Below are 12,510 nucleotides of genomic sequence, written 5' to 3' on the forward strand. Positions count from 1 at the left end.
GTGCCATGATCGGAAAAAAAGAAATAAGACCCTTCCACTCAGCGAACTTGGAATAGTGAGAGCCAAGTAGGAACCTTATTTTCGCAGGCGTCCGTGAGCACAAGCAAATGAAGCTGCCGTGTGAACGGAAGTAGGGTGGAACCGCGAATGTTATCGTCCCTATATCTATACGAAACGTATAGGTATAGGGACTTTTTTGTTTATGTAAGGTCAATAAAGATGATTCAACAATCAAAGTGAAGGAGGCGTAGCATGTTATTCGATATGACGATTCCCGTAAGTGCGTTTCAAGAAAAGCAACTAAAGGTCTTGGCAAGTATTCCTTTACAGGTGTTTATCAAAGAAGCGGACCAAGTGATCCATCAATTCACAACAGAGCCTGCACAGATGATCTATGATCTGGCAGATCACTTATTAGAAAACAGCGTAGTCGAAGTAAAATTGATTCCTGGCTCAGTGGTAGAATTTTATCCAGTTGTCAATGCCCTTTAAAAGAGAGGAAGAAAATAATGAGTAAATTAACGGTACAAGAGATGATTTTGACATTACAAAAATTTTGGTCAGACAACGGTTGTATGCTGATGCAAGCCTATGATACAGAAAAAGGGGCCGGCACCATGAGTCCCTATACCTTCTTAAGAGCGATTGGTCCTGAACCTTGGAATGCGGCTTATGTAGAACCTTCCCGTCGTCCGGCGGATGGACGTTACGGTGAAAATCCCAATCGGTTGTACCAACATCACCAATTCCAAGTAGTGATGAAACCTTCACCAGAGAACATTCAAGAGCTATACCTTGAAAGTTTACGTTTGTTAGGGATCGATCCATTGGCCCATGATATCCGCTTTGTTGAAGACAACTGGGAGAACCCATCAATGGGTTGTGCTGGTCTCGGCTGGGAAGTGTGGTTAGACGGTATGGAAATCACCCAATTCACTTACTTCCAACAAGTGGGAGGCTTGGCTTGTAAACCAGTTACATCAGAAATCACTTATGGCTTGGAACGGTTGGCTTCTTATATCCAAGAAGTCGAAAGTGTCTATGACTTAGAATGGTCAGCTGGTGTTAAATACGGCGAAATTTTCCGTCAACCTGAGTTTGAGCACTCAAAATATTCTTTTGAAATCAGTGATCAAGATTTATTGCTCGGTAATTTTGATCGTTTTGAAAAAGAAGCAACCCGCTGTATTGATGCGCGTTTGGTGCATCCAGCCTATGATTATATTTTGAAATGCAGCCATACCTTCAACTTGTTGGATGCAAGAGGTGCGGTGTCGGTCACTGAACGGGCTGGTTATCTTGCGCGTATCCGAAACATGGCCAGACAAGTTGCAAAATTGTTTGTGGCTGAACGAAAAAATCTCGGCTATCCATTATTGGATCCTGCAATTGCCCAAACATTGATTGAGGAGGAAAAATAAGATGGCGAATGTATTAGTAGAAATCGGATTAGAAGAAGTACCCGCACATATCGTTACCCCAAGTATGACACAATTAGCGGACAAAACAGCCGCATTTTTAACGGCCCATGCTTTGCCATATGCATCAATTGCTGCCTACTCGACACCTCGTCGCTTAGCGGTCTATGTCACAGATCTGCCAGAAAAACAAGCCGATACAAAAGAAGAAGTCAAAGGACCTGCCAAAAAAATCGCCTTAGATGAAAACGGCAATTGGTCAAAAGCGGCTCAAGGCTTTGTGCGGGGGCAAGGACTTACTACAGACGACATCACCTTCAAAGAAGTCAAAGGGGTCGAATATGTCTATGTCACAAAAGAAACCAAAGGACAAGAAACCAAAGCGGTTTTGGCTGGTTTAAAAGAGGTGATCACCAGTCTAACGTTCCCTGTGACGATGCATTGGGCCAATCATGACTTTGCGTACATTCGTCCGATTCATTGGATCGTTGCCTTATACGATCGTGAAGTGATTCCTTTTGAAGTTTTAGATGTGCAAACAGGCCGTCAATCACGAGGTCATCGCTTCTTAGGGGAAACTGTCAGCATTGATCATGCAGATGAGTACCTGTCGAAATTGGCGGATCAATTTGTGATCGCAGACCCTGAAAAACGCAAAAACATGATCATCGATCAAATCGACACGATCGCCAAAGACAATGACTGGCGTATCGATCTAGATGAAGATTTATTGGAAGAAGTCAACAATCTGGTTGAATACCCAACTGCTTTTGTTGGTGATTTTGAAGAAAAATATCTATCGATCCCAGAAGAAATCTTGGTTACGTCGATGAAAGAACACCAACGTTACTTCGATGTGCGAGATGCGGATGGCAGATTGCTGCCTCACTTTATTTCGGCTCGAAATGGGAATGCTGTAAAAATCGAGAATGTCATCAAAGGGAACCAAAAAGTGTTGACTGCTCGTTTAGAAGATGCGGAATTTTTCTATAATGAAGACAAAAAGTTAACGATCGACCAATGTGTCGAAAAATTAAAACATGTGACTTTCCACGAAAAAATCGGCAGCCTCTATGAAAAAATGCAACGTACAGCTGTTGCTGCACAAATCATTGGAGAAACAGTTGGTTTAACAACAGAAGAACTAGCTGATTTGCAACGGGCAGCCGAAATCTACAAATTTGATTTAGTTACCAATATGGTTGGCGAATTCCCGGAATTACAAGGGATCATGGGTGAAAAATATGCCCTGCTGCAAGGCGAAAAACCAGCAGTTGCGCAAGCGATTCGCGAACACTATATGCCAATCTCAGCAGAAGGTGCTTTACCAGAATCAGCAGTTGGTGCTGTCTTGGCGATTGCCGATAAATTAGACAGCTTATTGTCCTTCTTTGCTGTGGATATGGTGCCAAGCGGTTCAAACGATCCGTATGCACTCCGTCGTCAAAGCTATGGTATCATCCGGATCTTGGCAGAAAAACGCTGGTACTTCCCATTTGCGCAAATCCAAGAACAAATTCGTGGGCTAGTCAATGCGGACTTGACAATCTATGGCATTGAATTGGCCTCTGGTCAAGAGCAAGTAACGGATTTCTTAAAAGGTCGTCTGCGTCAATTCTTGTTAAGCAAAAACACCCGTCATGATGTGATCGAAGCGGTTTTAGGTTCTCGTCAAGGGGATATCAGCAGATTATTTGAAGCGGCACAATTATTACGGGACCATTTGAATGATACAGATTTCAAACCGTCGATGGAAGCTTTGACTCGAGTGATCAATTTGGCCAAAAAAGCGGAACTTGATGAAGAAACCATTGATCCTTCATTGTTCGAAAACGATGCCGAACGCGATTTGTATGAAGCAGTAACTGCTTTAGAAGCACAATTCGCCCAACAAACGATGGAAGAAAACTATCAAAACTTAGTAGCATTACGTCCATTGATCGATACCTACTTTAATCAAACTATGGTCATGGTAGAAGATGAAACCATCAGACGTAATCGCTTTGCTTTATTGAATAAAATTGCCAAAATGAGTTTGGCTGTAGCAAGTTTAGACGCTTTGATCACAAAGTAATGTGTGATACATGAGTATCAGTGTAAAAACCTTTGATGCGACGCATAAAAGCGCGTGTCAGAGGTTTTTTTTCATGGGAATGAAGATGAATGAGTGATGCAAAATGAGATATTTAAAATTTGATATTGACTATTTCCTTAAAGAAAACTAAGATGTTTTTAATACATTTTTGCAAATGAACAGTTTGCACCCAATCGAAAGGAGCATTTGATGGAAGAATTATTGACTATTTTACGTCCAGAAGAACGCATTGCACTTCAGTTAAGGGAGTTATACGAGCATCGCCACTTCCATTTATTTCGATTGAGTAGCTTTGAGGAATATGATTTGTATTTGCAAAATAAAGCATTTTTAACGAATGTTGACCCTATTACATTTACTGGGAATAATGGCCGCTTGATGGCATTGAATCCTGATGTGACATTGTCGATCGTCAAAAATACACCAATTGGTGAAGCCCGCAGAGTTTATTACAATGAAGATGTTTATCGCCATGACCGTAAAGATGGAGAATATAAACGCATCAATCAAATTGGCTTGGAATTGATCGGCAAAATCGACTCTGAAAGTGAAGCGGAAGTTGTCCAACTTGCGATGGAAAGTTTGGCAGTTGCAGGTAAAGGCGCACTGGATATCTCTCATATTGGTTTGGTTGAAGATATCGTTGAACAGTTTGCACCGTATGGTTTGCAAAAGAAGGCGCTTATGGCATTACAAACCAAAAGTCCGCATACTATGCAAGCCGTTTGCCAGCAAGCAGGGCTGAGTGAACCACTAACACAAGCACTGACCCGTTTGACAGCTGTTTCTGGGCCGTTTCAAGAAGTTGCGACTGAAGTCGAATTGTTGGTTGCACCGTTACCAAAAGCCGCACAAGCAATGGTGGAATTGAATGCATTGTATGACCAGCTTCAAAATCACTGTTCTGCAACAGCAACGATCGATGTTCGCTTAGATTTTTCTTTCGTCAATGATACCGATTATTACAGTGGTTTGTTGTTTCAAGGGTTTCTTGAGGGAATTCCTCATGCAGTCTTGTTCGGCGGTCGCTATGATCACTTGCTCAAAGCCCACGGCGCCCAGCAAGGTGCGATTGGGTTTGGCATGTATTTAAATGGGATTGATCGGAAAACCCAACAATCAACAGTGCCAACAAAGAGCTATTTGGATATTGCATTGCCAAAAGGTCGAATGGGCAATGCCATTTATCAAAAACTGGTCAAGGCTGGTTTAGTCAGCGCTGGTTTATTTGATGATAGCCGCAAGCTGATTTTTCAAGATGATGTCCACCGTATTCGTTTCTTTTTGGTCAAACCAAGTGATGTCGATCAATATGTGGATCGAGGAGCGGCAGATATTGGTGTCGTTGGTTTAGATGTATTACTTGAAGGGGAGACCAATGTTTTGGAAGTCTTGGATTTAAAGATTGGCAAATGCAAGATGGTGGTTGCTGGTAAGTCAGATTTTCAGCCAGACTCGACAAGACCTTTGCGGGTGGCAACGAAATATCCGCAAATCACGAGACATTACTACAACGATATTCGCCAACCGATCGAATTGATCGAACTTCACGGTTCAATTGAATTGGCCCCTTTGTTGGATTTATCTGATGTGATCGTGGATATTGTAGAGACGGGCACGACATTAAAGGAAAACCATCTGATTATATTGCAAGAATTTTTGGAATCTTCTGCCCGTTTGATCGTCAATCCGGTTTCTTGGCGTTTCAAAGAGGTGGCGATTCAAGAATTTATTCAAAAGGTAGGGAATGACTTATGATCAAACGTTTTGATAGCAGACAACATTCACTGCAAGAAATCGTGCAGCGGCAAAGCAATGAGACAAAAAATGTGGTGACAGAAACACAAGCGATATTAGAAGCTGTCCAAAGGGAAGGGGATCAAGCGCTGCGGGAGTATACAAAACGTTTTGACGGGCATCTCCTAACTGAATTGGCGTATCCACCAGCGAAAATCGCTGCTGCAATCGATGAGATTTCTCCGGAATTGGCTGCTGTGCTGGCGCAAGCCAAAGAAAATATCAGCACGTTTCATCAACGACAAGTCCAACAGGGGTTCATCCAGTCTCAGCCGGGACAGGTCATGGGTCAGCAGATAATTCCATTAAACCGAGTTGGCGTGTATGTCCCTGGTGGCACCGCTGCTTATCCGAGTACTGTATTGATGACAGTCTTGCCGGCGCTGATTGCGGGAGTGGAAGAGATCGTCATGGTGACACCAGCGAACGAAAAAGGAGAGATCGCTGCGGCTGTCTTGGCTGCTGCGCATTTGGCGGGAATAACTGAACTCTATCCGATTGGCGGTGCGCAAGCGATAGCAGCATTGGCTTATGGCACTGAAAGCATTCGGCCAGTGGATAAAATCGTAGGTCCCGGCAATATCTATGTTGCCACTGCAAAAAAATTGGTTAATGGTCTCGTGGGTATCGATACGATCGCAGGGCCTAGTGATGTTTTGATTGTTGCAGATCAAACAGCCAATCCACATTGGATCGCTGCAGATTTATTGGCGCAAGCGGAACACGATGTAGATGCCCAAGCAATTTTGATCACGCCAGAAGCAGATTTGATCGAGCGGGTCGCAGCTGCTTTGGACAAGCAGGTCGCAGCCTTGCCGCGACGCAGGATCGCTGAAAGTTCCTTGGCTGTCCATGGTAAATTGATTTTGGTACGTGATTTGAATGAAGCAATGACTATCGCCAATCAAATCGCACCGGAGCATTTAGAACTGGCGGTTGCGGATCCTTTTGCTTTATTAGGTGTCGTTCGCAATGCCGGCAGCACCTTCTTGGGGCATCATACACCGGAAGTACTAGGCGATTATCTGGCCGGACCGAACCATACTTTGCCAACAGAAGGGACCGCCCGCTTTTCTTCGGGCCTTTCGGTCCAAGATTTCGTGAAACGCTGCAGTTACCTGTATTTCAGTCCGGAGGCGGCGAAAGACGCCCGAGATTCAGTGATCCAATTCGCAGAAGCGGAAGGCTTAGATGGACATGCGCGATCAATGGCAATCAGAGAGGAGACGAAGTTTTGACTTTTTTAGATCCGAAGTATCAACAGCTGGTTCCATATGTTCCAGGAGAACAGCCGCAACAACGTGATGTCATCAAGTTAAATACCAATGAAAACCCCTATCCGCCAGCCCCAGGTGTCGAAGAAGCTGTTCGTTTAGCAGCCCAAGACTTGGCGAAATACTCTGATGCTGCTTGCTTGCAAGTGCGTGTTCCTTTAGCTGACTATTTAGATGTATCAGTAGATTCGGTATTTGTCGGCAATGGGAGCGATGAAGTGTTGTCATTGGCTTTTCAAGCATTTATGGCCAAAGGAGTTGCCTATCCCACGATCACTTATGGGTTTTATCAAGTATTTGCCGATATGTATCAAATCGACGCGCAAGTCATTGCTTTGAAAGAGGATTTGACCATCGATTTGGCTCCATATCGACGATTGATGCAAACGATCGTAATCGCCAATCCAAATGCACCCACGGGGTTAAAGCTGTCAGCTGCTTCTTTAGAGGAATTGGTGAAACAGCAGCCTGACCGATTGGTGATCATTGATGAGGCCTATGTTGATTTTGGCGGGGAATCGATGGTGCCTTATACAAAACAATATGCCAATTTATTGGTGATTGGCACCTTTTCTAAATCACGCCAATTAGCTGGCGCACGCTTGGGATATGCGGTGGGGAATCCCAACTTGATTGCTGATTTGAATCGTTTGAAATTTTCAGTCAATCCATATAATGTCAATACACTGACCCTCGCCGCCGGTGCAGCTTCTCTTGCAGATGATCGCTATTTTCAGTCGCAAGTAAATAAAATCATTCAAGTAAGAGAATGGACGAAAGATAAGTTGACGACACTGGGTTTTCAAGTGACAGACAGTCACACCAATTTTGTGTTCATCTCGCATCCTAAGGTCAGCGCCAACGTGATACTTGAACAATTAAAAGCAGATCATATCTATGTCAGGTGGTTTGATCAGCCAGCGATCGCGAACTATTTGCGGGTAACGATCGGAACGAAAGCGCAAATGGACATCTTTGTCCACACTGTCCAGAAGATATTGAAGGAGGTCCCTCAATGAGAAAAGCCCAAATCACTAGAAATACAACTGAAACGAAGATCGATATGCAGCTGCAAATTGATGGCAGCGGCCAACAGACGATTGACACAAAAGTTGGTTTTTTTGACCATATGTTGGAATTGTTCGTGCGCCACGGTCGTTTTGACTTAGATTTGACGGTGGATGGTGATGTCCATGTCGATGCCCACCATACTGTAGAAGATGCGGCAATCGTGATTGCTAGAGGTTTTTCAGAAGCACTGGGTGAACGCAGGGGGATTTTCCGTTACGGCTCCTTTCATTTGCCGATGGATGAAGCGTTGGTCGTCTGTGCCATCGATATTAGTGGACGAGGGATGGCAGTGGTTGATCTAACGATTCCTGCTGAGCAGATTGGTTCCTTTGCGACGGAATTAGTAGAAGAATTTTTTGTAGCCTTTGCTAGAGAATTAGGCGCTTCGATCCATGTCCATCAAATTGCCGGCAAAAATAGTCATCACATCGTCGAAGCCTGTTTCAAAGGATTTGGTCGCGCATTGGCGCAAGCTGTAGCCATTGATCCAACAGCTCCTGATGCGATTCCTTCCACGAAAGGCACGATTTTATGATCAAAAAGAAAAGAGGTGGCCTCTATGTTGGTGATCGTTGATTATGGTGTCGGCAATCTATTCAGTATCCAGAGTTCACTCAAACATGAAGGCATTGCTTCTTGTATTTCCAATGATGCTGGTACTGTCGCTGCAGCGGATCATTTGATCCTGCCTGGCGTTGGTGCTTTCGGCGATGCCAAAAACATGTTGGATCGTAGCGGGTTGATTCCGGTAATTCTAGAACAAGTTAGGCAAGGTACCCCGCTATTAGGTATTTGCTTAGGTATGCAGTTGTTATTTGAAGAAAGTGAAGAGTTCGGTCTGCATCAAGGGTTAGGGTTGATCAAAGGAAAAATCAAACCATTGACACATCAATTTCAAGCGCTAGCCATTGATTTGAAAGTCCCTCATATCGGTTGGAATGCCTTGCAACAACAGAGGACCTCCCCTATCACCAAGTATCTGACACCGGAGCCCTTTGTTTATTATGTGCATAGCTTCTATGCGACTGACTGTGAAGCCGCGTTGGTTGCAGATAGCCAATATGGGGTTTCTGTCCCTGGGATCGTTCAGCAAGGAAACGTGTATGGCACGCAATTTCACCCTGAAAAGAGTGGTGAAACGGGATTGGGTATTTTGAAGGCTTTTGCGGAGGTGGAAAAACGATGAATATTTATCCGGCGATTGATTTATTGGATAACCAAGTGGTGCGCTTGACCCAAGGAGATTATCAGCAAAAAGAAATTTTTGGAACAGATCCGTTGGTATTTGCGCAAACCTTTTACGAACAAGGGGCAACGCATCTCCATGTAGTAGATTTGAATGGTGCCCGAAATGGACAGCAAGCACAGTTTGATATGATCAAATCCATTGTGTCTGCGACATCCCTACAAGTTGAAGTTGGTGGTGGAATCCGTTCGCAAGCAGCAGTTGAAGCGTATCTATCATGCGGTGTCAGTCAAGTGATTTTAGGCACGATCGCGGTCAAAGATCCGCAATTGACCCAACACTTACTTCGGGTGTATGGTGACAAAATCGTGATCGGGGTTGATGCCAAGCGGGGAAAAGTTGCGGTTGATGGGTGGGAAACCAGTACGGAACGCACTGCGCGAGATTTTTGCCAAGAGTTGGTCGCATGGGGCTGTCAACGGATCATCTTCACAGAAATCGAAAGAGATGGTACAGGGCGAGGAATCAATGCCCCATTGTATCAAGATTTGCAACAAATAACCGGATTGTCTGTCACAGCATCTGGGGGAGTGGCGCGTGTCGCGGATATTGACGCTTTAACAGCGATCGGTGTGGAAGGGGTCATTGTCGGCAAGGCGCTTTATAATGGCACCCTTTCATTACCAGAGGTGCTTCATCAAGCCAATCGTGTTTCAGAGGGAGGCAGACGATGATCACAAAACGAATCATTCCCTGTTTAGATGTTCGAGATGGACGGGTAGTCAAAGGGATCAATTTTGCTGATGTAAAAGATGTCCATGATCCCGTAGCTTTAGCTGCGTATTATAATCAGCAAGGTGCTGATGAGCTGGTCTTTTATGATATCACGGCATCAGCACAAGGGCGCAAGCTGTTTACCGATGTATTGAAACGGACCGCGGCGGAAGTGTTCATTCCATTGACGGTTGGCGGTGGCATCAATCAGGTTGAAGATTTCGAGCGTGTCTTGCAATGCGGGGCGGATAAAGTCAGTGTCAATTCTGGCGCCGTCAACAATCCGCTGTTGATCAAAGAAGCAGCCAAACGTTATGGCAGCCAGTGTGTGGTGCTGAGTGTCGATGTCAAAAGAGTAGGAGATGCCTATCACGTCTTTACCCATGGCGGACGGCAAGATACGGGTATCGATGCCCTTGAATGGCTCAAAATGGGAGAGGCATATGGCGCTGGTGAAGTTGTTATCAACAGTATGGATGCAGATGGGGTGAAAAAAGGCTTTGATTTGCCATTGCTGCGGCGCGTAACAGAAAGTATCTCATTGCCGATCATCGCTTCTGGTGGTGCAGGCGGCATGCAGGATTTTCTTGAACTGTTTGCATTGTCCAGCATCGATGCTGGGTTAGCCGCATCGATTTTTCATTATCAAGAAGTGGCGATTGGCGAACTGAAGCAGTATTTGGCAGCCAATGATGTGCCGATACGTTTGTAAGAATAGAAAGTGAGGTGCAGTGATGGACATCAAATTTGATGCACAAGGTTTGGTACCAGTGATCGTTCAAGATTATGATACGAATCAGGTGCTGACCTTGGCTTATATGAATGAAGAAAGTCTGCAAATAACCCTAAATGAAGGGAAAATGACATTTTATTCCCGCAGTCGCCAAAAATTGTGGCGCAAAGGTGAAACCAGTGGCAATTATCAACAGTTGATTTCGTTAACTGCTGATTGTGACCAAGATGCATTGGTGGCTAAAGTTATCAAAGATGGCCCAGCTTGTCATCAAGGTACTGAAAGTTGTTTCAATGAGGTAGTATATAAGAAACAAGGAGACCCGCTATCGTTGAATAGTTTATTTGAATTGATTGGAGAACGGAAAAGAAGCCCGCAATCTGGTAGTTACACCAGCTATCTTTTCGATAAAGGTCTTGAAAAGATATTGAAAAAAGTTGGCGAAGAAAGCGCAGAAGTCATTATCGCAGGATTGAAAAAAGACCGAGAAGAAACGGTCTATGAAAGTGCGGATTTGATCTACCATTTGTTGGTTTTATTGACTGAACTGGAAATTCCCTTCACTGAGATCCAATCAGAGCTGTCCAAGCGCCATGTTGTCGATCATAAAGTGAAGCAGGAACGATTAGGACAGGAATAACAGCTATTTCAACTTACAAAATCAAACAGGCGAAGGATGCGCATAGTTACGCATGCTTCGCCTGTTGATTAGACGATCAAATTCTAGTTAATTTGACGACGACCTCACATCTTGCAGTTTGGGGAAACATATCAACAGATTGCAAGTAATCGACTCGAAAGACTTTTGTCAGCTTGACAAGATCACGGGCAAGGGTCGATACATTGCATGAGATATAAACCATTTTTTTCGGTGGTTGTTGGACGATCGCTTGTAACAGCTGATCATCCAAGCCTGTTCGAGGTGGATCAACAATGATGCTGTCAGGTTTGAAGCCTTGTTGGAACCATTTTGGCAGCAAATCTTCGGCAGTACCTGTCTCGTAATGCGTATTGGTTGCACCGATTCTTTTGGCGTTTTCTTTGGCATTCTCGATGGCTTGAGGGATGATGTCCATGCCACGGACTTCCTTGGCTTGTTTGGCCACGCTTAAACCAATCGTACCTACACCGCAATAAGCATCGACAACCGTTTCGTCTTTCGTCAAATCAAGGGCTTTGATGCCTTCTTGATATAGAATGCTGGTTTGTTGCGGATTTAATTGGAAAAAGGCCCGCGCAGATAAATCAAATGTTAATTCATTCAACCGTTCCTCGATGGCTTCTTTGCCCCACAGATGAATCGTGTCATCCCCCATAACAAGAGATGTTTTTTTGCTTTGCACGTTTTGCATGATCGAGACAACTTGCGGCAAACGCTGATTGATTTCACGGATCAGCGCATTTTTTTGCGGCAATTTTGGTGAATTGGTAATAAAGACCAATTGGATCTCGCCGGTGGCGATGCCCACCCGCACCATTAAGGTTCTAAGGATGCCACTATTTTTTCGTTCATCATAAATCGGAATTTGGTATTTATTCAACAGTTGGACAATTCGATTGATGACTATTTGCGTATCTTGTTCTTGCACTAAGCAGTCGTCGATGGCCACTAACCGATGTGATTCCATTTCGTAAAGACCAGCTTCCACTCGCTTTGTCTGGGCATTATAGCGTAGTTGGAATTGGGCTTTATTTCGATAGTGCCAAGGTTCATCCATCCCTAATGTATCCCGCAATTCAAATTGGCGGTAGCCTTGTGGTTTGAATTTTTCGAGGGCTTGCTTCAGCAGGTCCTTTTTAAAGTCTAATTGCTTGTCATAGACTAAATGCTGTAATTGACAGCCGCCGCAGCGGTCATAAAATTTACATGGAGGTTGGATGCGGTCTGGGCTTTTTTTGACGATCTTGGTCATTTTGGCTTCAGCAAAACGGGGAGAGGCTTTCGTCACTTCAGCGATGACCTGTTCTCCGGGGAGCACGCGGGGAACAAAGACGATCAGTTTTTTATAATAACCGATCCCTTCACCATTGATACCCAATCGCTTGATCGTTAATTGCAGTTTTTGTCCTAGTTCAACTTGTATATTTGCCATGATAGCTCCTTCAATAAGTATTCAACCTATTCTACCACAAAAGTTCAGTTCTTTTTGCGGGAATATCTC

Annotated in this window: 12 protein-coding genes; 11 read left to right on the top strand and 1 reads right to left on the bottom strand. The window is 44.3% G+C overall.

Annotated features, from left to right (window positions below; all coding sequences use genetic code 11):
- The first annotated feature begins 252 nt into the window (after positions 1-252).
- The 11 genes from A5886_RS06210 to hisIE all read left to right on the top strand — a co-directional run bounded on the left by A5886_RS06210 (position 253) and on the right by hisIE (position 10,988).
- Positions 253-492, top strand: a complete 240-nt coding sequence (locus A5886_RS06210; RefSeq protein WP_086274145.1) for a hypothetical protein — start codon at positions 253-255, stop codon at positions 490-492.
- A gap of 14 nt (positions 493-506) precedes the next feature.
- On the top strand, positions 507-1,421 hold the full coding sequence (gene glyQ / locus A5886_RS06215) for a glycine--tRNA ligase subunit alpha (RefSeq protein ID WP_179190076.1): 915 nt from the start codon (positions 507-509) through the stop codon (positions 1,419-1,421).
- A gap of 1 nt (position 1,422) precedes the next feature.
- Complete coding sequence (gene glyS, locus A5886_RS06220; protein ID WP_086274147.1) at positions 1,423-3,492, top strand: glycine--tRNA ligase subunit beta; 2,070 nt, start codon at positions 1,423-1,425, stop codon at positions 3,490-3,492.
- 210 nt (positions 3,493-3,702) lie between these two features.
- Positions 3,703-5,271 carry an ATP phosphoribosyltransferase gene (gene hisG / locus A5886_RS06225; protein WP_086274148.1) on the top strand — a complete coding sequence of 523 codons (1,569 nt, stop codon included), beginning with the start codon at positions 3,703-3,705 and terminating at the stop codon, positions 5,269-5,271.
- Positions 5,268-6,548, top strand: coding sequence for a histidinol dehydrogenase (gene hisD, locus A5886_RS06230; protein WP_086274149.1), 1,281 nt, complete (start codon positions 5,268-5,270; stop codon positions 6,546-6,548). Before hisG ends, hisD begins: the two co-directional genes overlap by 4 nt.
- Positions 6,545-7,603 carry a histidinol-phosphate transaminase gene (hisC, locus tag A5886_RS06235; RefSeq protein ID WP_086274150.1) on the top strand — a complete coding sequence of 353 codons (1,059 nt, stop codon included), beginning with the start codon at positions 6,545-6,547 and terminating at the stop codon, positions 7,601-7,603. The genes hisD and hisC overlap by 4 nt, the downstream gene beginning before the upstream one ends.
- Complete coding sequence (gene hisB, locus A5886_RS06240) at positions 7,600-8,190, top strand: imidazoleglycerol-phosphate dehydratase HisB (RefSeq protein ID WP_086274151.1); 591 nt, start codon at positions 7,600-7,602, stop codon at positions 8,188-8,190. The genes hisC and hisB overlap by 4 nt, the downstream gene beginning before the upstream one ends.
- 24 nt (positions 8,191-8,214) lie before the next feature.
- Positions 8,215-8,841, top strand: a complete 627-nt coding sequence (hisH, locus tag A5886_RS06245) for an imidazole glycerol phosphate synthase subunit HisH (RefSeq protein WP_086274152.1) — start codon at positions 8,215-8,217, stop codon at positions 8,839-8,841.
- On the top strand, positions 8,838-9,575 hold the full coding sequence (gene hisA / locus A5886_RS06250) for a 1-(5-phosphoribosyl)-5-[(5-phosphoribosylamino)methylideneamino]imidazole-4-carboxamide isomerase (protein ID WP_086274153.1): 738 nt from the start codon (positions 8,838-8,840) through the stop codon (positions 9,573-9,575). Before hisH ends, hisA begins: the two co-directional genes overlap by 4 nt.
- Positions 9,572-10,327, top strand: a complete 756-nt coding sequence (hisF, locus tag A5886_RS06255; RefSeq protein ID WP_086274154.1) for an imidazole glycerol phosphate synthase subunit HisF — start codon at positions 9,572-9,574, stop codon at positions 10,325-10,327. The genes hisA and hisF overlap by 4 nt, the downstream gene beginning before the upstream one ends.
- 22 nt (positions 10,328-10,349) lie before the next feature.
- The gene (hisIE, locus tag A5886_RS06260) at positions 10,350-10,988 is read left to right on the top strand and encodes a bifunctional phosphoribosyl-AMP cyclohydrolase/phosphoribosyl-ATP diphosphatase HisIE (RefSeq protein WP_086274155.1); all 639 of its coding nucleotides are present in this window, start codon (positions 10,350-10,352) and stop codon (positions 10,986-10,988) included.
- A gap of 76 nt (positions 10,989-11,064) precedes the next feature.
- Here the strand turns inward: hisIE and rlmD are convergent, their stop codons facing one another.
- Positions 11,065-12,441: a 23S rRNA (uracil(1939)-C(5))-methyltransferase RlmD gene (rlmD, locus tag A5886_RS06265; protein ID WP_086274156.1), complete on the bottom strand. Its 1,377-nt coding sequence runs from the start codon at positions 12,439-12,441 to the stop codon at positions 11,065-11,067.
- Positions 12,442-12,510 lie beyond the last annotated feature (69 nt).

It is taken from the genome of Candidatus Enterococcus testudinis (assembly GCF_002140915.1).
GTDB classification, from domain to species: Bacteria; Bacillota; Bacilli; order Lactobacillales; family Enterococcaceae; genus Enterococcus_D; species Enterococcus_D testudinis.

Bases quoted from the DNA above. Each gene is read 5' to 3' on its own strand.
- A5886_RS06210 (WP_086274145.1), top strand. From the start codon at position 253: ATGTTATTCGATATGACGATTCCCGTAAGTGCGTTTCAAGAAAAGCAA.
- glyS (WP_086274147.1), top strand. From the start codon at position 1,423: ATGGCGAATGTATTAGTAGAAATCGGATTAGAAGAAGTACCCGCACAT.
- hisG (WP_086274148.1), top strand. From the start codon at position 3,703: ATGGAAGAATTATTGACTATTTTACGTCCAGAAGAACGCATTGCACTT.
- hisD (WP_086274149.1), top strand. From the start codon at position 5,268: ATGATCAAACGTTTTGATAGCAGACAACATTCACTGCAAGAAATCGTG.
- hisB (WP_086274151.1), top strand. From the start codon at position 7,600: ATGAGAAAAGCCCAAATCACTAGAAATACAACTGAAACGAAGATCGAT.
- hisH (WP_086274152.1), top strand. From the start codon at position 8,215: ATGTTGGTGATCGTTGATTATGGTGTCGGCAATCTATTCAGTATCCAG.
- hisA (WP_086274153.1), top strand. From the start codon at position 8,838: ATGAATATTTATCCGGCGATTGATTTATTGGATAACCAAGTGGTGCGC.
- hisF (WP_086274154.1), top strand. From the start codon at position 9,572: ATGATCACAAAACGAATCATTCCCTGTTTAGATGTTCGAGATGGACGG.
- hisIE (WP_086274155.1), top strand. From the start codon at position 10,350: ATGGACATCAAATTTGATGCACAAGGTTTGGTACCAGTGATCGTTCAA.
- rlmD (WP_086274156.1), bottom strand. From the start codon at position 12,441: ATGGCAAATATACAAGTTGAACTAGGACAAAAACTGCAATTAACGATC.